The organism is Sphingomonas cavernae, assembly GCF_003590775.1.
Taxonomy (GTDB): domain Bacteria; phylum Pseudomonadota; class Alphaproteobacteria; order Sphingomonadales; family Sphingomonadaceae; genus Sphingobium_A; species Sphingobium_A cavernae.
The window spans coordinates 800,193-824,821 of record NZ_QYUM01000003.1 but is presented as its reverse complement, the minus strand read 5'-3'; the positions used below and the strand labels follow the sequence as shown (position 1 = coordinate 824,821).

Annotated in this window: 21 protein-coding genes; 1 reads left to right on the top strand and 20 read right to left on the bottom strand. The window is 62.7% G+C overall.

Going from position 1 to position 24,629, the window contains the following annotated elements; translation table 11 throughout:
- Positions 1 to 15 precede the first annotated feature (15 nt).
- The 6 genes from D3876_RS11630 to D3876_RS11605 form a co-directional block, all read right to left on the bottom strand.
- Positions 16 to 1,524 carry a tryptophan halogenase family protein gene (locus D3876_RS11630; RefSeq protein WP_220475458.1) on the bottom strand — a complete coding sequence of 503 codons (1,509 nt, stop codon included), beginning with the start codon at positions 1,522 to 1,524 and terminating at the stop codon, positions 16 to 18.
- Positions 1,524 to 2,543 (bottom strand): cupin-like domain-containing protein, encoded by a 1,020-nt coding sequence (locus D3876_RS11625; protein ID WP_238475338.1) that lies wholly within the window; start codon positions 2,541 to 2,543, stop codon positions 1,524 to 1,526. Before D3876_RS11625 ends, D3876_RS11630 begins: the two co-directional genes overlap by 1 nt.
- Before the next feature lie 28 nt (positions 2,544 to 2,571).
- Positions 2,572 to 3,312, bottom strand: coding sequence for a SapC family protein (locus tag D3876_RS11620; RefSeq protein ID WP_119762350.1), 741 nt, complete (start codon positions 3,310 to 3,312; stop codon positions 2,572 to 2,574).
- 178 nt (positions 3,313 to 3,490) lie between these two features.
- Positions 3,491 to 6,652: a TonB-dependent receptor gene (locus D3876_RS11615; protein WP_220475457.1), complete on the bottom strand. Its 3,162-nt coding sequence runs from the start codon at positions 6,650 to 6,652 to the stop codon at positions 3,491 to 3,493.
- 405 nt (positions 6,653 to 7,057) lie between these two features.
- Positions 7,058 to 8,365, bottom strand: a complete 1,308-nt coding sequence (locus tag D3876_RS11610; protein WP_119762348.1) for an MFS transporter — start codon at positions 8,363 to 8,365, stop codon at positions 7,058 to 7,060.
- On the bottom strand, positions 8,362 to 9,387 hold the full coding sequence (locus D3876_RS11605) for a LacI family DNA-binding transcriptional regulator (protein ID WP_119762346.1): 1,026 nt from the start codon (positions 9,385 to 9,387) through the stop codon (positions 8,362 to 8,364). Before D3876_RS11605 ends, D3876_RS11610 begins: the two co-directional genes overlap by 4 nt.
- 178 nt (positions 9,388 to 9,565) lie before the next feature.
- Here D3876_RS11605 and D3876_RS11600 point away from each other — a divergent pair, with 178 nt between their 5' ends.
- Positions 9,566 to 10,846 carry a cation:proton antiporter gene (locus D3876_RS11600; protein WP_119762344.1) on the top strand — a complete coding sequence of 427 codons (1,281 nt, stop codon included), beginning with the start codon at positions 9,566 to 9,568 and terminating at the stop codon, positions 10,844 to 10,846.
- Positions 10,847 to 11,226: 380 nt separating this feature from the next.
- Here D3876_RS11600 and tgt read toward each other — a convergent pair whose 3' ends face one another.
- The 14 genes from tgt to D3876_RS11525 form a co-directional block, all read right to left on the bottom strand.
- Complete coding sequence (tgt, locus tag D3876_RS11590; protein ID WP_119762340.1) at positions 11,227 to 12,363, bottom strand: tRNA guanosine(34) transglycosylase Tgt; 1,137 nt, start codon at positions 12,361 to 12,363, stop codon at positions 11,227 to 11,229.
- Positions 12,364 to 12,382: 19 nt separating this feature from the next.
- Positions 12,383 to 13,309 (bottom strand): bifunctional helix-turn-helix transcriptional regulator/GNAT family N-acetyltransferase, encoded by a 927-nt coding sequence (locus D3876_RS11585; protein WP_238475337.1) that lies wholly within the window; start codon positions 13,307 to 13,309, stop codon positions 12,383 to 12,385.
- 68 nt (positions 13,310 to 13,377) lie between these two features.
- Positions 13,378 to 13,890, bottom strand: a complete 513-nt coding sequence (locus D3876_RS11580) for an EF-hand domain-containing protein (protein ID WP_147417651.1) — start codon at positions 13,888 to 13,890, stop codon at positions 13,378 to 13,380.
- A complete protein-coding gene (locus D3876_RS11575; protein ID WP_119762336.1) occupies positions 13,887 to 15,398 on the bottom strand; it encodes an ankyrin repeat domain-containing protein in 1,512 nt (503 codons plus the stop codon). The genes D3876_RS11580 and D3876_RS11575 overlap by 4 nt, the downstream gene beginning before the upstream one ends.
- Positions 15,395 to 16,429: a tRNA preQ1(34) S-adenosylmethionine ribosyltransferase-isomerase QueA gene (queA, locus tag D3876_RS11570; protein ID WP_119762334.1), complete on the bottom strand. Its 1,035-nt coding sequence runs from the start codon at positions 16,427 to 16,429 to the stop codon at positions 15,395 to 15,397. Before queA ends, D3876_RS11575 begins: the two co-directional genes overlap by 4 nt.
- Position 16,430: 1 nt before the next feature.
- Positions 16,431 to 17,156 carry a peptidylprolyl isomerase gene (locus D3876_RS11565; protein ID WP_119762333.1) on the bottom strand — a complete coding sequence of 242 codons (726 nt, stop codon included), beginning with the start codon at positions 17,154 to 17,156 and terminating at the stop codon, positions 16,431 to 16,433.
- A gap of 124 nt (positions 17,157 to 17,280) precedes the next feature.
- Positions 17,281 to 17,787, bottom strand: a complete 507-nt coding sequence (gene coaD / locus D3876_RS11560; RefSeq protein ID WP_119762331.1) for a pantetheine-phosphate adenylyltransferase — start codon at positions 17,785 to 17,787, stop codon at positions 17,281 to 17,283.
- Positions 17,787 to 18,686: a polyprenyl synthetase family protein gene (locus D3876_RS11555; protein WP_119763755.1), complete on the bottom strand. Its 900-nt coding sequence runs from the start codon at positions 18,684 to 18,686 to the stop codon at positions 17,787 to 17,789. Before D3876_RS11555 ends, coaD begins: the two co-directional genes overlap by 1 nt.
- A 7-nt stretch (positions 18,687 to 18,693) precedes the next feature.
- On the bottom strand, positions 18,694 to 18,942 hold the full coding sequence (locus D3876_RS11550) for an exodeoxyribonuclease VII small subunit (protein WP_119762329.1): 249 nt from the start codon (positions 18,940 to 18,942) through the stop codon (positions 18,694 to 18,696).
- A 99-nt stretch (positions 18,943 to 19,041) separates the two neighbouring features.
- Positions 19,042 to 20,727, bottom strand: a complete 1,686-nt coding sequence (locus D3876_RS11545) for a long-chain-fatty-acid--CoA ligase (RefSeq protein ID WP_119762327.1) — start codon at positions 20,725 to 20,727, stop codon at positions 19,042 to 19,044.
- A 31-nt stretch (positions 20,728 to 20,758) separates the two neighbouring features.
- Positions 20,759 to 21,844 carry an MBL fold metallo-hydrolase gene (locus D3876_RS11540; RefSeq protein ID WP_119762325.1) on the bottom strand — a complete coding sequence of 362 codons (1,086 nt, stop codon included), beginning with the start codon at positions 21,842 to 21,844 and terminating at the stop codon, positions 20,759 to 20,761.
- A complete protein-coding gene (locus tag D3876_RS11535) occupies positions 21,841 to 22,527 on the bottom strand; it encodes a DUF1013 domain-containing protein (RefSeq protein WP_119762323.1) in 687 nt (228 codons plus the stop codon). Before D3876_RS11535 ends, D3876_RS11540 begins: the two co-directional genes overlap by 4 nt.
- Positions 22,528 to 22,635: 108 nt before the next feature.
- Positions 22,636 to 23,661, bottom strand: a complete 1,026-nt coding sequence (locus D3876_RS11530) for a glycosyltransferase family 4 protein (protein ID WP_119762321.1) — start codon at positions 23,659 to 23,661, stop codon at positions 22,636 to 22,638.
- Positions 23,658 to 24,524 carry a UDP-2,3-diacylglucosamine diphosphatase gene (locus D3876_RS11525; protein ID WP_119762319.1) on the bottom strand — a complete coding sequence of 289 codons (867 nt, stop codon included), beginning with the start codon at positions 24,522 to 24,524 and terminating at the stop codon, positions 23,658 to 23,660. Before D3876_RS11525 ends, D3876_RS11530 begins: the two co-directional genes overlap by 4 nt.
- Between the last annotated feature and the right edge of the window lie 105 nt (positions 24,525 to 24,629).

The following is a 24,629-nucleotide window of genomic DNA, read 5'->3' as shown; positions in this document are numbered from 1 at the left end:
CTTTCCCGGCGCGCTTCAGGCCATCGCTGCCGGGCAATAGCGGTTGAGGAAATCCTGGTGGCTCGGCATGCCCGCCACGGCCTTGCCAATGTTGGTCTTGAGATCGAGCAATGCCTGGCGCAGTTGCTCGGGACGCATCAGCCGGCCGAGCTGGTGATGTCCTGCAGGTCGAAGACGCTGTCCCAGCATGACCTGTACCCAGGAATCGATTCGAAACAGTTCCTCGGTGATCTGATAGGCATGCGCATTCTCCCCGAACAGCGCGAGGCGCTGCGCAAGCGTATCGGGAATTTCCATGGTGCGGACCTGGCGCCAGAAGGGGCTGTCGTCGCGTTCGGTGAGATGATAGTGCAAGATAATGAAATCGCGGATTTTTTCGATCTCATTCTGCGAAAGGTCGTTGTACCGGCGCTGAAGCGCATCGTCGCACCCGTTGAACGGGAACAACTGGATAAGCCGCGTCACCGCGATCATGATCATGTGAATGCTGGTCGATTCCAGCGGCTCGACGAAGCCACTCGCCAAGCCGAGCGCGATGCAGTTCTTCTCCCAGACCTTGAGGCGACGCCCGGCCTTGAAGCGTATGGACCATGGCTCGATCAGAATCTCACCTTCGATCATCTGATGGAGCCTCGCGAGCGCCTCATCGTCGGAGAGATAGTCGCTGCAATAGACCAGCCCCGTGCCTACCCTGTGCTGGAGCGGAATCCGCCACAGCCAGCCGGCGTCGTGCGCGATCGCGCTGGTATAGGGCATTGCGGGCCCGACGGAGCGCGTCTGGACCGGAAGCGCGCTGTTGTTGGGCAGCCAGTGAGACCAGTCCTCGAAGCCCGCCTTCAGCGTCTGCTCGATCAGCAGCCCGCGAAAACCCGTGCAGTCGATGAACAGGTCCCCCTCGATCCGCTCGCCGGACTCAAGGAGGAGCGACTGGATGAACCCCGTCTGGGGATGCTGCTCGACCGAGGCGATCTTGCCCTCGACGCGGCGGACGCCCGCGGCCTCGCTGAGCCGCCTCAGATACCGCGCATAATAGCCCGCATCCAGATGATAGGCGTAGTTGACCTTGAACTGATCAGACGTGGCGAACTTCCCCTGTTCGGCCGCCTGCAACTCAAGACAATAGTCCTCCAACTCGCCCGCAAGCCCCTCCCCGCGCGCGTGGAGCCAGAGGTGATGAAAGTCTGCCATCCATGTCGATTTGCCGAGCGTGCCAAAGGAATGGATGTAACGGTCGCCGATCTCGCCCCAATTCTCGAAGTTGATGCCCAGCTTGAAGCTTGAGCCGGTCTCGCGCATGAACTCCTGCTCGTCGATTCCGATCAGGTGATGGAAGGTGTGCGCGGTCGGAACCGTGGACTCGCCGACCCCCACGGTCCTGATCTGGTCGGACTCGACAAGCGTGATGTCCAGCAACGTCCCGAGTTGCTTCGACAGCGCCACTGCCGCGATCCAGCCTGCCGTCCCTCCTCCTGCAATGACGACGCGCCTTACGATCTGTTCTGCCACGCACCCCTCCCCTGTCATTATCTGTTGAGCCGGTTGAGCAGATAGGCGCGCAACCGCCTCGCCTTGAGTTCGTCCAGCGGCGCAAGATTTCCGCGCGCATGTTCAGGAAGATGTTCGGCGGCGCGCCCGGCAGGTCCAAAGACATAATAATCGAACAGGGCCTGCCAGGCGCGCTTTTCGGGCTCTGGACGATCGCGCAGGCTCAAAAGCCCGTGCAGCAGCGTGGTCATCGGTGTGTCCATGAACGCCGGTGACGTGTTCCACCAATAGTTGATCATGACGTTGAAGGCGTCGAGCGCCTCCACCTGATGCCACCACATCGCGGGATAGAAGAGCGCATCACCGGGTTCGAGCTCCGCGACCTCGGCAGCCGCAAGCGCTTCTCGGAAGCGCGGATAGCGGTCGAGATCGGGGGCGCCAAAATCAACCATGCTGACCACCTGACCGCCCGGTGTCGGCTCCAGCGGGCCGGGATAGAGGTTGGCGATCTGCTCCGGCGGGAACAGCGTGAAACGCCGACGGCCTACCATGCAGCAGGCCAGGTTGTTCGACATGTCATGATGCGCCGACGCAATCGTGCGGTTGCCGATCCAGATGCTGACTATCGGGGGATTGGCGGCGAACATCGGATCATCGAGCACGAGCTCATTCTCGTTGCGGAGCCCGGGCAAATGGCCGTCCACATCGGTGGAGCCGATATAGAAAGAGGGCGGATCTGCCTGGTGAAGATGCTCCCGGATGCGTCCCAGATATTCGTCGAGCGGCACGCGCTCACCCTCGAAATTGAGGCCGCTCACGTCGTCATTATAGAAATAGCGCCCCTTGATCTCCGGTCGCCCGGTATAGCCCGCGATCGGGCGACCATTGTAGAACGGCAGGAGATAATCCATCGCGGCCTCGGGGCCTTCGTATCCCGTTTGGACGAGTGGCCATTGGCGCACCACTCCCTTCAGGATCACCGGCTCCTGCGCCTCCAGCAGTTCGCCGTAAGGAATGGCATCGGGCGCCAGGCCTTTTATTTCGCGAGTAGTGCGCATCAGGCCCGCCATGGGTGACGCATCATCCTCATGCTGCGACAGGCGGCGCCGAAATGCCCCGCTTTCGATTCTTGATGTCGATCAGCCGGCTGACATTGCGGAGCGACGAGACGACCGAGAACGCAGAGCGCAGGAATCCCCCCCGGTGCAACCGATCAAGCCATGCCGCATCGAGTGCGGCCAGCCTGTCCTCGCCGATGGTGTAATAGTTGGACACATTATACTGTTCGGCGTCGCTGAGCTTGATTTCCAGCAGGACCGGCTCGATCAACCCGGCCTCCTCAAAAGCCGCGAACATGGGTTTGCTGACTTCAAGCCCCGAATAGATCGTCCGGAGCGCCGCCGCGACGCGCTCGAGCTGCGGCGCGTTTCCGCCATGGGGCAGAAAGAGCGGTTCGCCGCTCTTATCGCTAATCCGCGGATCATCCAGATCGACATGGATCATCGGTTCCGCGCGGCCGGCGTCGTCACCAGCGGGAAGCGCGATCGAGAAGGGACCGCGTTGCTGCACCGCCGGAACATAACGCCCCTCCCAACCATGCTCGCCGAGAAACAGATTCTCATCGCGTTCCAGACCCAGCAGAGCGACCGACTGGAACTCTCCGTTCGCATCCTTGCGAAACAGGATCGGATATTCCCGCTGAACCTCGTCATATTCGGTGGGAAAGATCAGCATCTGGTTGACGCTGTCCCCGAACTGCGCGGCGTGCCGCGTGACGACGCGAAGACCGTGATGATCCACATTGTTCAGCAACACGATATTGGTCATGCGGAGCACCCGGGCCTTGATCGTCCTACGTTGCCGCCAGTCCACGATTGCGGCCGAATATCGGACGCAATGGGGAGCCGGCAGTCGCGATGATGAACCAATATAACGCTTCACTCAATTCCGGCAGGACAAAGGCCGCTGCGCACAGCGGCCTTTGCCCCCCTTTGCGACCTTGGCCTCAGAACCTGTACCGGGCCCCCAGGTAGAAACGCGGGCTCAGCTCTTGCGCGAACCACAACTCGTCCCTGTCGCGGGCATAGGTCCGGATCGGCTCGCTGAGCAGGTTCACCCCTTCGAACGACACCTGGATATTTTCGGTGACATCGTAGGTGACGCTCACGTCCAGCGTGCCGAATGGCGCAACAAACACCGGGTTCCGGCTCCCCTGACGGTTGAGCCGGCTCAGATATTTGTCGCGCCAGTTGTAGGCGACACGCGCCGAGACGCCATATTTCTCGAAGATGCCGGTGATATTGTAGCTGTTGGCAAGGCCAGTCAGCGCGAACTGGTCCGTGTTCGGATCGGCCCCGATATCGAAGCCCACATCGCCGTTCACATTGGTGTACGAGCCGGCGATGCCGAAGCCGCTGTCTCCGAAGAAATACTGACCCTGAAGCTCGAAGCCGTGAATGTTGCCGGTCTCGGTGTTGACGGGCGTGTCCACCGAGAAGTTGAACAAGGGATCAGAGGAGTTCGCAATAACATCCGTCCGTCCCAGCACCTGGTCAACAAAGGTCTGGTTAAGCGAGCCGCCGGTCAGGTTGGCCTGAAATACGGCCGAAGCATTGGCGACCGTGGTGGGATCGATGCCGCCACCCTGCTCGACAATAAGCGCCGTCATCGTGAACAGGTTCACGTCGCTGGTATCGAGACCGAGCCTCTGAAGCTCGGCCAATGCCGCGCCCGACCGGGTTCCGGCCGCGCCGGAGCTCGGGTCACGCAGACCGAACAGCTCTTGCTCCACCTGGCCGGCGCCGGGGAAGTTCTTCACCTTCTTGTAGAAGAATGCGGCCGAAATATAGCTGGACTTGTCGAAATACCATTCAAGCGACACGTCGAAATTGTCCGAGACGAGCGGCTTGAGGCTGGGATTGCCCGCGTTGGCCGTCGCGACGCCACCAGCCGCTGTCGGCCGGTTGGGGTTGTTGTTATCGACCGACACGGACGCAAACAGGTTTCCATAGTCGGGCCGGGCCAGCGTCCGGCTGTAGGACACGCGCGCAAGGAGATTGTCCATCGGCTCGATCTGGAAGTCGATTGCCGGCAGAAGGTTGTTATATTCACCTTCAGCCTGAATCGGCACGACATCGTCGGAAAGCACTGTCGTGAAATCATTGTCGGCAACCCACGCGATCCTGGCTGGCTGCCTGATCAAGGAATTGGAGGTTACCTTAGTGTTCTCATAGCGGACACCAGCGACCACGCCTGCCGGCCGCCCCATGAACTCACCCTTCCAGGTGAACTGGACATAGCCGGCCCAGATCTTCTCCTTGACCTCGTCATCCAAGCCGGCCGTAGCATCGATGGGACGCCCTTGTTGCCCCGGCGTATTCGGATCAGCGTCATCAAGGTCGGGGTCCCGTGGATCGGCATCGGTCAGGTACGCCGCCGAAAGCACCTCATAAAGGTCGACCGCGTTGCCGCGGAAGGCGATCGCCGCATTGCCGGGCTTGTAGTGATCGAACTTGCACGCCATGCAGAACTGCTCGATCAGGTCGCCGGCAAGCGCCGAAACGTCGCCGACATTATTGATGCCCCAGTCGCCGAGCGTCTGTTGCGTCTGGCTGCGCTGGCTCTCCATCTTGGAGTCGATATAGTTCACGCCGAGGTCGAAACGGCCGCCGCCATCGAACTCCCAGCCCAGGTCGGCGGCGAACTGGTTGATGCGATGCTCCTGACGGGCGGTGACAGTGCGCGCCACCTGCGTTCCCAAATCGCCGATGTCGAGGACGCCATTGTTGTTGCCGCGAAGCGCGTCGTTGAGCGTCCATTCCTGAACCGGGATGGCCCCGCTGTAATCGACCGAGTGCGCCGAAACGACCGGAGCGCCAATTCCGACCAGCGTTGAGCTCGCGCCATTGGGTGAATCGGGCCGGTCCTTTGCCTTGGACGTGTTGGCATCGAGGGTCAGCGTGAAACCGTCGCTGATCTCCCAATTCGCATTGAAACCGAAGGAGTAAAGATCGGACTTGGTCGCGCGATATTGCTGCTCAAAGCCGATGTCCTTCACCCCGGTCAGCGTTTCCTGAAGGAAAACCGTCGTCGCCACGGTGGGATTGTCGTCAAACCGCACCTGGTTGAAGGGGCGGTTGAACCAGTTCCCCTGGTCAGAGCGCTCCTCCTTGACCTTGTTCTGCGCGTAAAGCGCATCGGCTGTCAGCGTCAGCGTTTCCATCGGCTTGAACTGCAGCGTCAGCAGCCCATTGATGCGTTCGCGCTGCGATTCCGAATAGTGATAGCGGCTGTCATTGGGCACCGCCACGAGCGTGCTGAGATCGGTCGGCGCATTCTCGATCTGCGTCGTACCGTCCCGGCGGACAAAACCGTTGTCCGGATTGAGAAAGTCCCCGAACGTCCGGATATTCCAGTCGTTCGACGTTGCGCTGGGAGCCGCGCTCTTGCGATCCTGATAAGAGCCGAACAGCGACACGCCGAAGGTTTCTGAATCGTTGGACCAGCCGACAATGCCGGAGAATTCGGGAGTGACCTCGAAGCCATCCACGCTTGTATCGTAAACAGCCTTGGCGCCGACGCTGCCGCGCAGACCCGTTTCGCCAGTTTCCAGCGGACGCTGCGTTCTGATGTTGATGGTGGCGCCGATGCCGCCGGACGGCAGTGCGGTGCGGGCGGTCTTGTAGACTTCAAGCGTGCGAACGCCTTCGGGCGCAAGGTTCGAGAAGTCGAACGAGCGGCTGGTGGGCTGCTGGTTTTCAACATCCTGGTCGCCGCCCACGACGCCAACGCTGGATGTCGCAAGCTGGCGGCCGTTGAGAGTGATGAGGTTGAACTGGGGGCCGAAGCCGCGCACCGTCACCTTCGAGCCTTCGCCGTTCACGCGGTCGATCGACACGCCCGGAATGCGCTGCAGCGACTCGGCGATGTTGGTGTCGGGGAATTTGCCGATATCTTCCGCCGAGATCGCGTCGACCACCCCCGTCGACTCGCGCTTGATATCCATTGCCGCCTCAAGGCTGGCGCGGATGCCCGTGACGATGATCTCCTCTTCGTCGGCAACGGGTGTCGCCTCGGCCTGCGCGAAGCATGGCGCAGCGAGGCAGGTCGAAATAGCTATCACGGAAGCCGAACGGCAAATTGCGAAGGTCGACATCAGGGTCTTCATAACTCCCCCTCTCCCAATAACGCGATTCTCAAGATCGCTGACAGCGCTGTCAAATTGCGGCGCACTTTTTTAACAGCGGTATCGCTACCATAACCAGTGATTCAGTCAAGCCCACATGTGAGCCGACGGAGTATATTGCCAGATATTTGCTTTATATCATTGCGTTTATTATATTAAAATTTCGGCGCAAATGCTCCCATCGCGCGTGTCTCGCCTGCGGTGAAGCAAGATTTCAAAAAGGTTTGAATGACAACGATAGCAGTTTCGTCATGGTATCGATGTGCAGAATCTTTGATATGGCCCGCGATACAGGCGTGGCCGAACCTCTCCGCTGGCGAGCAAGCTCGGATGGCGGGTCATTGTGCTGCGGCGCAGAACGTCATCTTGATTACGCATCGCGGGCCCTCACGCTGCGGCGGGCGGCCCGTTCCCCCTGTCGCTTCGCATCCTGCCGGGGCGATAGAGCAGCATCATGACAAGACACACGGCGGCGCCGGCCACAAGCGCGGGAATCACGGACCCGCCGCCCTTCGCAGCATCGTCGCTGCGCGTAACCGCCAGACTAAGCGCAATAAGCTGAGGCGCCAGGGCCTGGCCAAGCTTTCGGGTGGTGGTCGATAATGCGTATGCCCGCGCGGCGCATGGCTCCGAGCCCGGATCGGCCTCCAGATCCTGGATTGCCGCTGGCACCAGCGCCCAGAACATCACCGACATGCCGCAGCTCGCGGTAATCGCGATTGCCAGCAACAGCGTCACCGACCCCATGTCACGCGCGGGCATGACCGCAATTAACAACAGAGCCGCGCAGTGGATCGCAGCGGCAATCGCGAGTGAGCGCGCTCGCCCCAGGCGCCTTGAGAGTGCTACCCAGACCGGCGCCGTCGTCAGCAGCGCGATGGAGGGAAGAAGCGCCGCCCAATACCCCCATGCTCCCTGTTGCATATCGCGATCGAACAGGAAGAGGATCGACTTGAAGGTCACCGTGGTGCTCAGCCCTGCGGCAAGGATCGTCGCGAGCACGCGACGAAGCTCCGCGCTTCGGCTGACCATCGTGAGGTAGGTCCGGAACTCGCCCGCGATCGATAGCGGCGACTGCGGACGTCCCGTCACAATCTGTTCGCGCACGCCCGCCCATGTCATGTAGAAACAGGGCTGCGCGAGCATTCCCAGCACGAGCGCTCCCATGAAGAACTGGTGCGTCCCACTCTCGCTCCACGCGGATTCGAGCGCATAGACCAGCGCCGCCAGAAGACCGCCAATCGCCGCTCCCTGCATCCGGACGCCGGTCAGTCTGGCGTGCGCAAATGGATCATCGGTCATCCGTGCGGTCAGCGCGGCATAGGGAATGTTCCCGCAACTATAGGCAAAGCGCAGAAGGACATGTGTGGCGGCGGCGTAGATGGCGAGCGGGCCGGGAGCGAGCGGCGGAACCGAAAAGGCCAAAGCCAGCGCCACCCCCGCAAAAGGTCCGCTCAGCAGCACCCACACGCGCAGCGGATAGCGTCCCGCGAACCTGTCGGCCAATGTCCCTATGACTGGATCCGCGAGCCAGTCGACCATGGCGCCGAGCAGGAATATGCCGGCCGCTACCGCCAATGGCAGGCCCGCTGTCTCGATGTAGAAGAACAGCAGATAGAGTTCGATCGACTGCCAGATGAGATTGAAACCGACATCGCCGGCTGCATAGCTCAGTTCCTGGCGCCGCGTGATCATCCGGAGCTTCCGGGCGCGGCCGCCGATTGCCTGACCACAAGCTCATAGGGATGCTCGAGCTTGTTCTCATATGGCTTGTTTTCCAGCATCGCGACCAGCATGTCCGTGGCTGAGCGCGCCATTTCATAAACGGGCTGATGCACCGTCGTGATGCGAGGCCAGGTCACTTTGGCGATCTGGCTGTCATCGAACCCGACGATCGAAACATCGCGTGGCACATCGAGGTCCAGTTCATGCGCCGCCATGATCGCGCCCCCCGCCATGTCGTCGTTCTGCGCGAAGATGGCCGTGGGCCGATCGCTGCGGTCCAGCAAACGCCGCGCTGCCTCGATCCCCGATTCATAGGTGAACATGCCCTGCTCGATGAGGTCGAGCCGTGGAGCGATTCCGGCCTCCGCCAGCGCTTTGGAGAAGCCGAACAGCCGCGCCTCGGTCGCCGAGTGCGTCGGATCGCCCTTGATGAGCCCGATGTCGCGATGCCCCAGCTCGATCAGATAGCGGGTCATGTCACACGCCGCCGCGACGTCGTCGGTCATGGTACTCGGGCCGATATCCGGGTAGCGCGTGGGGGCAACCCGCACGAATGGAAACCCGCTTTCGCTCAGCTCGTCGAGGATCTGGCGATGGTCCGACGCCGGGGGAGTCAGGACGACCCCGTCCAGCGCCGCGGACCGCAGCAACCCCAACATTTTGCCCGCAACATTTGCCACGGATTCGACCGGCAGCACGACCAGCCGGTATCGCTCGCCATGAAGCCGGTCGAGCGCTCCGTGCTGAAGCTCGACGACATAGTTGGGGCTTGGATTTTCGTAGACGAGCCCGATCAGATAGGACCGTCGGCCCACCAATCCCTGGGCAACGACATTGGGCTGATAGTTCAACGCCTTTGCAGCACGAAGCACCTTGTCCTTCAGCGCCTTGCGGACATGGGGCTCGTTGTTGAAGACGCGGGAGACGGTCTTCATCGACACGCCGGCGGCTTCAGCAACATCGACGATCGTTGCACGCTTTTTGCCCGACATTCCCGCCTGCCTCACCTGTGAAAGCCCCCTGTTGAGATACTAGAGCAAACGCAAAGCGCTACCGGCATTCGCGAATACAGCGATGCGTCACCGTTGCAGGTCGTCAGCGCCAAGTGTAATGATTATTGACAACGTTAGACAAGCGGCCGTGAGATTCGCTGCGATGGGGAGGCCGGGCATGCATAGCTCCGTGCATCAGATGGAAGAAACGCTGGTTGCGACGCTGATCCAACTGATCGTGATCATTCTGGCAGCAAGAATTGCAGGAAACGCCGCCGCCGCGGTCCGGCAGCCGCGCGTTGTCGGCGAGATCATCGCCGGATTGCTGTTGGGGCCATCCTTCCTGACAGCGGCTTTCCCCGAGGCTTCAGCGACGATCTTCAACGCCTCGGCGGCTCCTTCGGTCCAGATTCTCAGCCAGATCGGGCTGGTGCTTCTGATGTTCCAGATCGGGAGCGACTTCGAGTTCGGCCATCTGCGCACGCAGCAGAACCGCAAGGCCGCGGTGTTCGTGTCGGTTGCGAGCGTCTTCGCACCGCTATGCGTCGGCTTTGCGCTCGGACGACTGACCGCGCCCGTTCTCGCGCCTGGCATAGATCCGCTGATCTATAGCCTCTTCGTGGCGATCGCGCTCGCCATCACCGCGGTTCCGGTGCTCGGCCGCATCCTCAGGGAATATTCGCTGACGCGCTCCGACACCGGCGTGATCGCTATTTCCGCCGCTGCGGCCAATGACGTGGTCGGCTGGATCTTGCTCGCCGGAATCACGGCCTTTGCATCGGCGCAGCTTTCGATGGCGAATTCGGCGCTGCAACTCGTCGGCTTGCTGATTCTCGCGGCAGGGTTTTGGTATGGTGGTCGCCCACTCGTCGATTGGCTGTTGCGGCGAATGCCGATCAGCGAGGGACAAATCCCCGCCCAACTCGTGGCAATCGTCCTAGCCGCCGTTTTCGCTGCGGGCATCGTCACGCAGAAGCTGGGAATATTCACGATCTTCGGCGGGTTTATGCTCGGGCTGCTGTTCCACAGGCATCGCGAATTCGTCGAAACGTGGCAGCGCCAGGTCGGCAAGTTCATTCTGGTGTTCTTCCTCCCCATTTTCTTCACCTGCACGGGCCTCAGAACCAACATCTTCGGCCTTGACTCGCTGTCGGACTGGTCATGGTGCGCGGCAATCTTTCTCGCAGCAGTCGCAAGCAAGGTCATGCCGGTCTATCTGGCTTCGCGGCTCGCGGGGCTTTCGCCGGAAAAGTCGGCGACCATCGGCGTGTCGATGAACACGCGGGGGCTGATGGAACTCATCGTCCTCAACATCGGCCTCGACCTCGGCTTCATCCCGCAGGATGTGTTCACCATGTTGGTCATCATGGCGGTGGGGACCACGATCATGACGGGGCCACTGCTCAAACGTCTCTTGCGCAGGTCAGGGCACCCGCTGCCGACGCTTGTCGAGGCGTAACCTCTACCTCGCAAGGGACAACGGGTCAGGCGACGCGTCGCGACGGGACGCGCATGTGTGCCGTTCGGATCAATCCCTAGAAGGGACGCGACGACATCATCTTGAGCGCGCGCGCAAGGCTCATAAAGGGCTTGGCGCAAGCGGCATGATAAGCCCCGCTCAGTTCCGCAAGCTTGTGGTCCGAAAAATTGTCGAACCGCAAATTCTCGACCGGCTCATTATTTGCAATCGGCTGACGGCAGCTTTTGCACTGCGGCAACCAAGGTTCACCCCAGGGCTTCCCCTGCGGCATCGAATCAAATGGCATTGTCCCACTCCCGCTCGTGTCACAATTCTGACACGTCGCGGAGGCTAAGGGAATCGCGTCTTGAGGCCCTTCGCTAAGCGCCTGTATTTCTTGCCGTGTAGCGTGCCCTGAAACCGTTCGCGAATGCCTTGAGCCGTCCTTCGGCGATTGCGGCGCGCAATTCCTGCATGAGTCGCTGGTAGAACCAGAGGTTGTGCTCGGTCATCAGCATCGCGCCCAGGATCTCGCCCGATTTGACCAGATGATGAAGATAGGCGCGCGACCAGCCGGCGGTCGGCGACTCCGGATCGATCGGGTTGAGGTCCTCCGCGTGTTTCGCGTTGCGGATGTTGATCGGTCCGTCCCAGGTGAAGGCCTGCCCCGTCCGTCCGCTGCGCGTCGGCAGCACGCAATCGAACATGTCGATCCCGCGCTCGACCGCGCCGACGATGTCGTCGGGCTTCCCCACACCCATCAGGTAGCGCGGCTTGTCGAATGGCAACTGGTCGGGTGCGAAGTCGAGACACCCGAACATCGCTGCCTGCCCCTCACCCACGGCGAGCCCGCCCACGGCATAGCCGTCGAAGCCGACATCGATCAGCGCATCAGCCGAAGCCTTGCGCAAGCCTTGATCGAGCGCCCCTTGCTGGATGCCGAACAGCGCCGCGCGGCCAGCATGTTCGCCGCCCGCGTCAAAGCCCTCGCGCGAACGCCTTGCCCAGCGCATTGATCGTTCCATCGCCGCGGCCTGCTTGTCCCTGGTCGCGGTCGTCGGCACAAGCTGGTCGAAGGCCATGACGATATCTGAACCCAGCAGCCGCTGGATCTCCATCGAGCGCTCGGGGCTGAGCATGTGTTTCGAACCGTCGAGATGGCTGCGAAAGGCAACGCCTTCCTCGGTGACCTTGGTCAGGTCGGACAGGCTCATCACCTGATATCCGCCGCTGTCGGTCAGGATCGGGCGTTCCCAGCCCATGAAGCCGTGCAGTCCACCCAGCTTCGCCATGCGTTCGGCGCCGGGGCGCAGCATCAGGTGATAGGTGTTGCCGAGGATGATGTCCGCGCCCGCGGCACGCACATCGGCAGGTTTCACCGCCTTGACGGTGGCGGCGGTGCCCACGGGCATGAAAGCAGGCGTGCGAATCTCGCCGCGCTGCATCCGGACCGTGCCGGTGCGCGCCTTGCCGTCGATGGCGGAGATCGTGAACTGGAAACGGGGGGCTTCGGTCATCCGCGCGCCTATAGCGGCGTCATCCGCCCAACGCCATCTCCCAGGTTTCGCCTTGTTCGGGCTCTCCAAAGGCGTCGTGCATGTCGACCGAGACGATCTCGAAGCCCACCGCAGCATAGATGCGCCGTGCGCTCAACAGCACGCTGTGTGTCCACAGCCAGATCTTTGCGTAACCCGAAGCGCGGGCGAATTCGACGCATTCGTGCACCAGCGCCTCTCCGATCCCCAGTCCGCGCGCATCGGGTTCGACATAGAGCAGACGCAACTGCGCGGCATTGTCACCGGAATCGCAGCAGAAGATCGAGCCCAGCATCCGACCCGCCCGCTCGGCGACCCAGCATTGCTCGCGACCCTGCCTGAAATCGCGCAGGAAACTGGTCGTGACTTCGCCCTGGAGAATTTCCATCGGACGTCCCCAGCCATGATGTTCGGCATAGAGCGCGGATTGCCGCCCCGCGATCATGCCCATGTCGCCAGCGCGGAAGCTACGCAGCGTCCAGTGGCGCGCATTGACGTCGCCGAGCAACGCGCGTGCGGTGTCGAGCGCCGAAACCAGCGTCGCGCGTCCGGCGGCACCCAGCGGCTCGAGCTGAAGCTCGATTTCGGCGCGCGTACGGTCGTCGAGTGCGCCGAACATCAGCTTGCCGGCATCAGTCGGAGAGATTGGCCGTTGCCGTGCATCGGCGCCGCGGCCGCGCACGATCCAGCCCTGTGCTTCAAAGCGGCGGAGGATGCGGCTGGCATAGCCAGCGTCGAGCCCCAGCGCCTCCTGCAATTCCGACGCCAGCGGCGCCTCGCGGTTGAGGATTTCGTAGAACAGCCGTGCCTCGATCAGCGTCAGGTCGCTGCCCATATAATGCGGGTCGAGCGCGCCGACGAGTTGGGTGTGGAAGCGGTTGAAAGCGCGATAGGCCGTCACGGCGTCGCGCATCGCAGGATCGGTCATGCGACCGTCCCTGCCTCCATTACTTGACCATGTCAACTATTGTTCCGGCCGAGCTTCGCTGTCCTACCTTACCTGGCCTTCTTTCCCTCATTGGGCTTTTGCGGCGGCTTTTCGGGCTGGCGCGGCTGGAAACGCGGGCTGCTCAGGGTGATCAGCTCGGCACGGACCAACACGCCGTCCTTGTCCTTGTCCATCTCTGCAAAGCGACGGTTGAACTCGACGCGATACTCGTCGCGCGACACGCGGTCGTCGCCGTCGCGGTCGAAATCATATTGCCCCGGCAACGCCCCCGAATGACCCAGCCAGCTTTGTGCCCAGCCACTGAGCTCGATCAGCGAAATCTGTGCGTCGGCGTTGGTGTCGCCATGCTTGAACGAGCGATCGAGCCCCGCATCGAATTCAGCGCGGGTCACGCGGGTATCCTGGTCGCGGTCGAACCCGGCGATCATGACAGCCGCCGGGGTCGCCGAAATCGTCGGCGCGCTTAGCAGCGCTGGATCGATCGGCGGCGGCTTGCGCGCCTCACTAACCCCAGTGGACAGCAGAAGCGTCACGATTGTCATCGTTAATGCATGCTTCATAAGAGCTCCGCGTAAGTGACGGCTATGCCGGCGGCCTTGAGGGCGTCCAATGTCTCGGCAAGATCCCGCTGCGCGCGCACGTGTTCCTTGGCTCGCTTCTCTTTCGCCAGTCGCTCTTCCTCCGCTTGCTCGTCGAGGCTCGGCCGCGCAGCGAGTTCGGGAACGGGCAGGGTGACGCCCCGTGTCGGTGCAAATTTGGCGATGTTCGTCATGTCAAACGGGTATTTGACCAGGACCTTGAGCGCGGGGGCACGGAGGGTCCCCGCGGCAATCGCGATTAACTTGCCGATTTCCTGCCGATCCAGCGACGCTCCCTTTGACAGGAACAGATCGAGGAACTCGGGACTATCGAACAGCGACTGCGCCATTTGCATGCAACCGTGAAGCTTCGCGGAGTCGCTGCATTCGGATCGCCAGGCCCCATTAGTCAGAATCGCGCGACGCGTTTCGACCGAGGCATTTTTCCAATCCGATCCCGACGGCGCATAGGCAGCATGGGTGATAAACGCCGGTTGGCGGCCTAGGATGGAATGGAGCGTCGATTGCGCAAATGCGGTACCGATATTCTGGTCTGCGCTGAGCACGGCCCTCATGCTCCCCGGCATCATGGGGTCGACCGGCACGCGCGCCAGGAGCCAGTTCGCTAACTCGCGATGACCGAAGCGAACCGCCAACTCGAATATCGGCCAAGGCGCACTTTGCCCCGGAGGCGGGAAGAGCCTTGCACCGCCGTCGGTGAGGATACGGATCATATCGAGGCGCCCTTTGGCCGCAGCGAGCTGCACGGCCGTCAGTCTCAACATGGGGTCGACCCTGTCCAGAGACTGGGTCCCTGCGCGAAGCCGCGCGGCAAGCGAGGCGCGATCCCCAAGCCTGATGGCCCCGAAGACGCTGCCGTCATCAAGCGAAGAGCCTTTTGGCAAATCGCCGATGATCGCGGTGGCAGCCAAGTTCTCGCCCCGGCGGCAGAGGTCGGGAAAAGCGAAACGTCGATCGCCAAAGGCGAGGAGGTTGTATGAACGACCGTAGCTGGCCAGTGCCTGCCCTTGGGCTTGGACATCGGCGCGCGTGACAGGGCGTAAGGAAATCGCCGGATTATTCCCAAGAAAGGCGCTGACCGGACGTAGCGACAAGGGGCCGATGCAGGTCAGCCCCGGCGTGTAGCCCCAGCCGTCGGTCAGCGGTCGCAACGCATGCTCTGCCTCCAGCGCGTCCGCGTCTGGCTCAGGCAGCCTGACCCGAACCTGCGAAACCAGCTCGAACTGAAACGTGCTGCGCGCCTTCGGCACATTTTTCACAGCCGGGGCAACATCCGGGTGCGCCAGCACGCGCTCGCATGCCTCGTCATCATAACGCGCAATATTGGTTCGCTTTACCAGCCTGCAGGCGGAGATCGATCGCTTCTCGTCAAGTGTCAGCTCAACGACGGTTGAAGTGTCTGCCATCCAGGAATTTGGCGGCGCTGCCTCAGGCGCCACTTGCAGGCTGAGCAGCAGCAACTGGATCATGGCTCCTCCGGCAGCAGCAAACTGGCATCGCCATAGGAATAGAAGCGATAGCCGCTCGCGATCGCATGGGCATAGGCCGCCTGCATCCGCTCGCGCCCCATCAGCGCGGACACGAGCATGAACAGCGTCGAACGCGGCAGATGGAAATTGGTCATGAGCCCGTCGATCGCCTTGAACCGATAACCGGGAGTGATGAAGATCGCAGTGTCTCCGTCGAAGGGCCGTACAAGGCCGTCTTCGCCGGCGGCGCTTTCGATCAGGCGAAGCGACGTCGTCCCGACCGCTATCAGCCGGCCACCGCCGGCACGCACCGCGTTGAGCCGTTCTGCGGTCACGGCGTCGATCCGCCCCCATTCGGCATGCATCCGATGCGCCTCGGTATCCTCGACCTTGACGGGCAAGAAGGTGCCCGCACCGACATGCAGCGTCAGCGTCGCGGTCTCGACGCCCGCGGCCTCGAGCGCGGCGATCAGCCCCGGCGTGAAGTGCAGCGCCGCGGTAGGCGCGGCAACCGCCCCCGCTTCGCGCGCGAACATCGTCTGATAGTCCTCGCGGTCCTGGGCGTCGGTGGCGCGCTTGCCCGCGATATAGGGCGGCAACGGCATCGTGCCCGCGCGCTCGAGCAGCACTTCAACGGGTTCATCGCCGCCAAAGTCCAGCGCGAAGCTGCCATCCTCGTCGCGATCGGTGGCGGTTGCGAACACGCCGGCGCCGAAATCGATCTCGTCGCCCTCGCGCAGCCGCTTCGCATTGCGAATGAAGGCGCGCCAGCGTCTCAGTCCCTCGCGCTTGTGAAGTGTCGCACCGATCCGCGCCTGGCCGCGGATGCCCTCAAGCTGCGCGGGGATCACGCGGGTGTCGTTGAAGACGAGCATGTCACCTGCGCGCAACTGCTGCGGCAAGTCGCTGACGTGGCAGTCGGCCGTGCTTCCACCGTCGAGGACGAGCATCCGCGCACTGTCGCGCGGGCTCACGGGCCGAAGGGCGATACGCTCCGGCGGTAACTCGAAATCGAACAGGTCAACGCGCATCTTATTGCGGCGGGGTAGCCGGCTCCTCGGGCGTCGTCGGCTCGGCGGGCAGCGGCGCAGCCTCGGCCGCGGGCGGCGTGGCCACGGGCGCTGCCGGTGCGGGGGCCGGCGCTACGGGTGCGGGTGCGGTGGGCACACCGGCGCAACCGCCAGCCAGCGTCGCCTTCAATATCTTGCTCGGATTCGCGGGCGGTTCTCCCTTCTCGATCGCATCGACATACTGCATGCCCGAAATCACCCGGCCGTAAACAGTGTAGCGCCGGTCAAGCGTCGTGCGCGGCATCAGCATGATGAAGAACTGGCTGTTCGCTGTATCGGGGTCGTTGGTACGTGCAGCCGACACCGTGCCGCGCAGATGCGGCAACAGATTGAACTCGGCCTTGAGGTCGGGAAGATCGGAACCACCCTCGCCCGTCCCAGTCGGATCGCCCGCCTGCGCCATGAAGCCGTCGATCACGCGGTGGAAGATGATGCCGTCATAGAAGCCGCGGCAGATGAGCGCCTTCATGCGCGCAACATGGTTGGGCGCGACATCGGGACGGAGCTGGAGCACGACCCGGCCGCCCGATGAGAGGTCAAGATTGACGAGATTCTGCTGATCGGTGGCAGGGTCAGGCGCGGCCGCAGGCATCGGCAATTGCGCGGGCGAGGGTCGCTGATCCTGCGCTACTGCCGCCTGGCTCGCGAAAAGTCCGGCCAGCGCCGTCACCAAAAATGTCGATTTCATGCTGTTCTTTCCAATCCCCAGAACCAAATTCCGTGACGCCGACTAAGCGCCATCGGCTGAAAGCTGCCTGAACGCTTAAAGCCTGATCGGTTGAGGCGGAAGCTCAACCTGAAACGATCAAGGTCTAGTCGCCCTTGAGCCCGATTTCTGCGACACGTGCCCTCACTTCGGTCTCGACAGGCGCCGGGACGAAGCGCGAGATATTGCCCCCGAACAACGCGATCTCCTTCACCAGGCGCGAAGCGATGGGCTGCAGCGAGACGTCCGCCATGAGGAAGACCGTTTCGATCCTGTCGTTGAGCTGCTGGTTCATCCCAGCCATCTGATACTCATATTCGAAGTCGGCCACGGCGCGCAGGCCGCGCACGATCATCGATGCACCCTCGCGCTCGGCAAAGTCCATCAGCAGTGAATTGAACGACACCACATGAATCTCGCCCCCGATCGCCGCAACCTCGCGCTGCACCATGTGCATCCGCTCTTCCAGCGAGAACATCGGCGCCTTGGAGGGATTGGTGGTCACCCCGACCACCAGCCGGTCGACCAGCTTCGCGCCGCGGCGAATGATATCCATGTGTCCGAGCGTGATCGGATCGAATGTCCCCGGATAAACGCCAATACGCTCGCTCATCAGCGATCCCTTTCGACGACGTAGCGCGCCACCGCGCGCAGCAGATCTGCTTCATGGCCGAAGCCGCGCAGGTGCCGGACAGCCTGATCGACGAGCAGCCCTGCCTGCTCTCGCGCGCGGTCGAGCCCCAGCAGCGAAAGGAAGGTCGCCTTGCCCGCCGCCATGTCCTTGTTGAGCGCCTTGCCGGCGACGTCGGCATCACCCTCGACGTCGAGGATGTCGTCCGCGATCTGGAAGGCCAGCCCGATATCGCGGGCATAGCCGCGCAGACCCATGCGCCCTTCGGGCGGGATACGGCCAAGGATTGCCCCCGATTCGACCGAAACGCCGATGAGCGCGCCGGTCTTGAGCTGCTGGAGCCGCGTCACCGCGGACAGGTCGAAACTGTCATGTGCGGCCGCCAGGTCCATCATCTGGCCACCCGCCATCCCGCTGGGGCCGCTCGCACGCGCCAGTTCGAAGACGAGTTCGGATCGCACGAAGGGATCGGGGCTCGTTTCCTCGTCAGCGAGTATCTCGAAGGCCAGCGCGTGGAGCGCATCGCCCGCCAATACCGCGGTCGCCTCGTCAAACGCCTTGTGGACCGTCGGCTTGCCGCGGCGCAGGTCGTCATCGTCCATCGCGGGCAGGTCGTCATGGATCAGCGAATAGACGTGGATGCATTCAACCGCGGTCGCCACGCGCAGCGCGCGTTGCCGGTCGACATTGAACATTTCGGCGGTTGCAACGGTCAGCAAGGGACGCATGCGCTTGCCGCCGCCGATCGCCGCATGACGCATCGCCTGAAAAAGCGTGCGACGCGAATCGTCGGGCACGCGGAGCAACAGGTCGAACTGCCGATCCATCTCGCTGGCGATCTGGTCCAGCGCGGGCGTCAGATCGATCGACGCTCGAGTCATTGTGCCGTCAGCCGGCATCGAAAGGTTGGGTTCCGGCGGGGCGACCATCCTGACCGAGCCCGATCTTCTCGATTCTCGCCTGCGCTTCGGCCAATCGCGCCTCGCAGCGCGCGCGCAGCTTGTCGCCCTCGGCATAGAGCCCGATCGACTCGTCAAGCGATGCTTCCCCGCTCTCCAGCCGCGAGACGATGGTCTCGAGCCGCTTCAGCGCGTCCTCGAACGAAAGCTCGGCAAAGGCATCCTGTTCCTGTCCCATGGTTTTCGCTTGTGACGGCGGCTCAGCAAAGGGTCAAGCGTTCGACGCCACAACTTTTAGGCGCCGGTGAAAGCTCAGCGCGGCGCAAGTTCCCGCCGATTACGCGCTCGCGGCCCTCTGTTTCTCCTCCGCCACCAGCTCCTTGCGGCTCAGCTTGCCGATCAGCGTCTTGGGGAGGTTGAGGCGCACCTCGACCGCCAGTACGCGCTCATGCTTGCCGAGCTGCGGATTGAGCCATGCCTTCAACGCCTCGCCATCCATCGCTGCGCCTTCGGATAATGTGACGAACGCCTTCGGCATCTCGCCATGATAGGCGTCGGGCACGCCGATCACGAGCGCTTCCTTCACCGCGGGATTGCGATAGAGAATCGCTTCGATCTGGCTCGGGAACACCTTGAAGCCGCCGACAGCTATCATATCCTTCAGCCGGTCGACGATGCGGATATAGCCATCCGCGTCGATCTCGCCGACGTCGCCCGTGCGCAGGAAACCGTCGACGAACACGTCGGCATCGGCGTCGGGCCGGTTCCAATACCCCTTCATCACCTGCGGTCCCGCGAAAACGAGTTCGCCGGGCTGCCCCTGCGGCGGCGGCCTGGTAGGGTCTTCCTTGTCGACAAGCTTGACCAACGTGCCGGGAATGGGCTGGCCGATCGTGCCCGGCTTGTTGAGCCCCTCATACGGATTGGTCGAGACGACGCCGGAGCTTTCGGTCAGACCATAGCCTTCGACCACTTTGGCGCCGGTATGTTCCTCGAACCTGGCCTTCACTTCCGCCGGCAGCGGTGCGCCACCCGATATGCACACGCGCAAGCTGGAAAAGTCGGTGCGGTCGACCCGCGGATGATCGAGCAGCGCCTGATACATCGTCGGCACGCCGGGCAGCGCAGTCGCCTTGACGCGTTGGACCAGCGCCAGCGTCTGTGCGGCGTCGAAGCGCGGCAGCATCGCAATCATGCCGCCCCGGTGGACCGTGCGATTAAGCACGCAGGTATTTGCGAAGACATGGAAAAAGGGCAGCACGCCAACTATTCTGTCGGGTGCCGAAGGATCGGGATCGAGCAGATCGACCTGCCGTGCGTTGCCGGTCAGATTCTGGTGCGTGAGCATCGCGCCCTTGGGTGTGCCCGTGGTGCCGCCGGTATATTGGATCAGCGCGACGTCGTTCACCGGGTCGATGGGCGCACATGAACATGCGCCGTCATTGTCGACAAGCGCGGAAAACCTGGTCACACGCGGGTCGCCATGCGGCATCTCGGCGACCTCGTCGCGCTTGAAGAGGCGGTAGAGGATCGATTTGCCCATTGGCAGGACACCCGCGACAGAGCCGACGATCACCCGCTCGAGCGCGCTATGCGCCATGACCTTGAGCGCGGTCGGCAACAGCGCCTTGGCGGACAGCGTGAACAGCACACGGGTTCCCGAATCCGAGACCTGATGCGCGAGTTCGTCGACAGTATAGAGCGGCGAGAAGTTCACCACGGTCGCGCCGATCTTGAGCGCGCCATAATATGCGGCCAGATAATGCGGCACATTCGGCAGGAAGAGCCCGACCCGGTCGCCCTTGGCAATGCCCATTGCCTGGAGCCCGCAAGCGACACGGTTGGCCGCGTCGAGCGTTTCGGCATAGCTGTAGCGCCGCCCCATGAAGTCCATCAGGTCGGCGGCCCCATGCGCGGCAGCACTCGCCTCCAGCATTGCCGGAAGAGAAAGCGGGGCGAAGCTCTGATCCCATTCGCTGGGATGGTTATAATGGGTTTTCCAGATCGGTAAGGGCGCGCTCATTGACAGAAGTGTAGGCTGGCGCAGGGGTTGGTCAAGTCGCTCTATACCACGCGATTCCGTCACGAACCTCGCGCACGGAACGTCCCGAAACCTCGAGATATCTGAGGTGAGAGAGCGCCTCGCCGGTTGCCATGGCCAGCACATCGTCCTTGATCTCGCGGCTGAACAGGCAACCGAAGCAATCAATCGCGCGGCGCGGCTCGACAAGGAACTCGCAAAGCTCGTCAAGCCTCGCCAGATGTTCGCCGCGCAACGCCTTCAATCGAGCATGAAGGCCGCGAAAAGGCTCGCCATGCGCGGGCAGCACCAGCAGATCGTCAGACAGCCCCAACAGCTTCTCGATCGAGGCCAGCCAGTCGCCCAGCGGATTGCCTTCAGGCTCGGTAATGCCCAGTGACACGTTGGAACTGATCCGCGGCAGCACCTGATCGCCCGCAATCAGCACGCCCGCCCGTTCGTTGAGCAAGCACGCATGTTCCGGGCTGTGCCCGCACCCTGTGACGACGCGCCATGTCTCTCCGCCAAAGCTGAGCGTCTCGCCATCCTGTATCCTGCGATAGCTCATCGGAAGGCGGTGCACGATCGACCGCATCCGTCCCCACCCCTCGGCGGCGGCGGCTTCGATCTGTGCCGCGCTCCACCCTGCGGCGTGGCGCATTGCGTTGACATCATCGGGAACCGTATCGCGTGCGTCGGCGCGCAGCATCTGGGCGGTCAGCCACTCGCCGCGCGTCATCCAGATTCGCGCATCGAACCTTTTTGCGAGCCAGCCGGCAAGTCCGATATGATCGGGATGCAGATGCGTGCAGACAATGCGCGTTATCTCGACGCCCGCCAGCTCGCCGGCAAGGATCGCCTCCCAGTTCGCGCGACAATCCGGCAGATTGAGCCCGGTATCGACGATTGCGGCGCCGCCATCATCGTCGAGCACCCAGCAATTGATGTGCCCCAGCGAGCCGGGCAGCTCGATCCGCGCCCAGCGCACGCCGCCATCCAGCCGATGCAACGTGCCCGGCTCGGGCGCGAACCGTCCCAGCGGGTGCGTCAGTCCCTTATGGCTCGTCGCGACGAAGCTCTCGTCCTGCGTCAGCGACGCGTCAGGCGAGGCGCCGCTCACTTCTTGAAAAGGCTGTCCGCGGTATGCTCGGTGGGCTGCGGGCCATGCTCTTCCGCGTGGAGCGCGGCATCGGCGTCACGCGCTGCGGCATCGCGTTCGGCGCGCAGCTCCTCGATCAGCGCGGCGCGGTCGCCCTCCATCCGGCTGTCGGTCGGCGCTTCAAGCCCGGCCTTTTTGGCGGCCTTGGCGACCAGCGCATCAAGCTCGCGCTGCGAGCAGAGCCCAAGCGTCACGGGATCCTTGGGAATGATGTTGGCGATGTTCCAGTGGCTGCGCTCGCGGATCGCCTGAATCGTCGTGCGCGTCGTGCCGATGATCTTGCCGATCGCGCCATCCGAAATCTCGGGATGGTTGCGGATGATCCACGCAATGCCGTCGGGCTTGTCCTGGCGCTTGGAAACGGGCGTGTAGCGCGGTCCCTTGGTGCGTCGGATCTGATCGGGGCCCTTTGACATGACGAGCCGGTAGTTCGGATCCTTCTGACCCTTTTCGATCTCGTCCATCGTCAGCTCGTGCGCGCGAACCGGATCGCGGCCAGTAAGCTTGGTGGCGGCAGTGTCGTCGGCGATCGCCTGAACTTCGAGAATGTGGAGCCCGCAAAATTCGGCAATCTGCTCAAAGCTGAGCGCGGTGTTGTCGACCAGCCACGAAGCGGTCGCATGGGGCATGAGCGGCTGGGCCACGGTGAATTCTCCAGACAAAATAAGGGCCGCCCCTCACGGAGCGGCCGGAATATTGCACCCGATCTAAACATCCGGGCGCGCAAGAGCAAGTTTCTCTTGTCTCCGCCCTCAGGCGGCCGCGCGCAAATCCTCGTCCAGCGGCGCAAGCGCGTCAAGGAATTGCCGCGCGCTTTCGGTCCAGGTGAAACTGCGGCCATGCAACACGCAATCGTCGCGGCCCAATTGCAGCGCGCCCCGGATCGCGCGCGCCAGATCGTGGTCCATGCACCCCGTCTCGCGCGTCAGAACATCGACGGGGCCGGTTACGGGATAAGCCGCAACAGGCGTGCCGCAGGCCAAGGCCTCGATCATTACGAGTCCGAAAGTATCGGTTCGACTGGGAAAGACAAGCACGTCGGCTGCCGCATAGGCGCCTGCGAGCATGGTGCCCGTCAAGGGGCCGGCGAACACGGCGTCGGGGAAGCGCTCCTTGAGTTCCGCGGACGCAGGGCCGTCGCCGACGACCACCTTGGTGCCGGGTTCGTCGGTCCGGAGAAAGGCTTCGATATTCTTCTCCACCGCAACGCGGCCGACATAGAGCTGGATCGGTCTTGCAAGCCCCGCATAGATGTCGGGCGGCGATGCGTCAGGGTTGAAGCATGCGAGATCGACGCCACGCCCCCAATGGCGCACCTGCATTATGCCATGGTCGACGAGCGTCGCGCGGATGCTGGCCGTGGAGGCGAGCACCGCTCGCGCGGGCTCATGGAACCACTGGATGTATCGCCACACCCACTCGGCCGGCATGCCCGTGCGCTTCTCCACATAATCGGGAAACTGCGTGTGATAGGCGGTGGTGAAAGGGAAATCGCGCTTCAGGCACCAGCGCCGCGCGGCCACGCAGAGGGGCCCCTCGGTTGCCAGATGGATCGCGTCAGGCGCGAAATCCTCGATGATCGAACCCACGGTCGCGGTGCGCGTCATCGCCAGACGGATCTCGGGATAGGTCGGGCATGGCAGCGACAGAAACAGGTCGGGAGAAACTACGCGCACGACGTGCCCCGCCGCTTCCAGTTCGGCGCGCACCGCCGTCAGCGTACGGACGACGCCATTGACCTGCGGATCCCAGGCGTCGGTGACGATGCAGATCTTCACGCGGCAATCCGCGCGATATCGGCGGCGTTGCGCGCAGCGACCTCATCGGCCCAGTGGAGCACCTCCATCCGGCCGTCAAAATGCTCGACCAACGCGGTGCATCCCTCCACCCAGTCGCCGTCATTATAATATTCGACCCCCGCGATATCGCGGATTTCGGCGGTGTGGATATGACCGCAGACCACGCCGTCGACTCCGCGTGCACCCGCCTCGTGAGCCACCACCTCCTCGAACTTGGAGATAAACTCTACCGCGTTCTTCACCTTGTGCTTGGCGTGCTTGGACAGCGACCAGTAAGGCAGGTTCAGCCGGGCGCGAACCTTGTTCACGGCATAGTTGAGCCGCATGAGCGTTTCGTAGGCAAAGTCGCCAACATGCGCGAGCCATCGGTGCGCGAGCATGATGGTGTCGAACTCGTCGCCGTGAAGAACGAGGAGGCGCCTGCCGTCGGCCGTTTTGTGGATCGCGGTCCGCTTGATCTCCACCCCGCCGAACTGCAGTCCCGTGAACTGGCGGAACATCTCGTCATGGTTGCCCGGGATATACACGATCCGCGTGCCGCGCTTGGCGCGCTTGAGAATCCGCCAGACGATGTCGTTATGCGCGGCGGGCCAGTAGAAACGCTTCTTCAGCCGCCAGCCGTCGATGATGTCGCCGACGAGGTACATCGTCTCGCTGTCGGTGCTGTCGAGAAAATCGATGAGCATGCTGGCGTTGCAGCCGCGTGTGCCCAGATGGATGTCGGAAATCCAGATCGTGCGGAAGCATCGCCTTTTGGTGTGGCAGCGCTCGGCGAAATGCGGCTCGGCCCCAACGAAATCGAGGATGTCGGCATCCATCGCAATGCGGTTGATGGTATCCATGCAAAGTCCCCCGGACATTGGCCTTGCCCGGGAGCTTTCGCGGATTCGTGTTACAGTTCGAATCCCCGGGGGATGACGCTTTGGTGACACCAGATACCGTGCAAG

Bases quoted from the DNA above. Each gene is read 5' to 3' on its own strand.
- D3876_RS11585 (WP_238475337.1), bottom strand. From the start codon at position 13,309: ATGACCGATCCTGCGATGCGCGACGCCGTGACGGCCTATCGCGCTTTC.
- D3876_RS11615 (WP_220475457.1), bottom strand. From the start codon at position 6,652: ATGAAGACCCTGATGTCGACCTTCGCAATTTGCCGTTCGGCTTCCGTG.
- coaD (WP_119762331.1), bottom strand. From the start codon at position 17,787: ATGAGCGAGCGTATTGGCGTTTATCCGGGGACATTCGATCCGATCACG.
- D3876_RS11550 (WP_119762329.1), bottom strand. From the start codon at position 18,942: ATGGGACAGGAACAGGATGCCTTTGCCGAGCTTTCGTTCGAGGACGCG.
- D3876_RS11630 (WP_220475458.1), bottom strand. From the start codon at position 1,524: ATGACAGGGGAGGGGTGCGTGGCAGAACAGATCGTAAGGCGCGTCGTC.
- D3876_RS11555 (WP_119763755.1), bottom strand. From the start codon at position 18,686: ATGACTCGAGCGTCGATCGATCTGACGCCCGCGCTGGACCAGATCGCC.
- D3876_RS11580 (WP_147417651.1), bottom strand. From the start codon at position 13,890: ATGAAGCATGCATTAACGATGACAATCGTGACGCTTCTGCTGTCCACT.
- D3876_RS11620 (WP_119762350.1), bottom strand. From the start codon at position 3,312: ATGACCAATATCGTGTTGCTGAACAATGTGGATCATCACGGTCTTCGC.
- D3876_RS11545 (WP_119762327.1), bottom strand. From the start codon at position 20,727: ATGAGCGCGCCCTTACCGATCTGGAAAACCCATTATAACCATCCCAGC.
- D3876_RS11600 (WP_119762344.1), top strand. From the start codon at position 9,566: ATGCATAGCTCCGTGCATCAGATGGAAGAAACGCTGGTTGCGACGCTG.
- D3876_RS11610 (WP_119762348.1), bottom strand. From the start codon at position 8,365: ATGATCACGCGGCGCCAGGAACTGAGCTATGCAGCCGGCGATGTCGGT.
- D3876_RS11625 (WP_238475338.1), bottom strand. From the start codon at position 2,543: ATGCGCACTACTCGCGAAATAAAAGGCCTGGCGCCCGATGCCATTCCT.
- D3876_RS11575 (WP_119762336.1), bottom strand. From the start codon at position 15,398: ATGATCCAGTTGCTGCTGCTCAGCCTGCAAGTGGCGCCTGAGGCAGCG.
- D3876_RS11605 (WP_119762346.1), bottom strand. From the start codon at position 9,387: ATGTCGGGCAAAAAGCGTGCAACGATCGTCGATGTTGCTGAAGCCGCC.
- tgt (WP_119762340.1), bottom strand. From the start codon at position 12,363: ATGACCGAAGCCCCCCGTTTCCAGTTCACGATCTCCGCCATCGACGGC.
- D3876_RS11565 (WP_119762333.1), bottom strand. From the start codon at position 17,156: ATGAAATCGACATTTTTGGTGACGGCGCTGGCCGGACTTTTCGCGAGC.
- queA (WP_119762334.1), bottom strand. From the start codon at position 16,429: ATGCGCGTTGACCTGTTCGATTTCGAGTTACCGCCGGAGCGTATCGCC.
- D3876_RS11525 (WP_119762319.1), bottom strand. From the start codon at position 24,524: ATGGATACCATCAACCGCATTGCGATGGATGCCGACATCCTCGATTTC.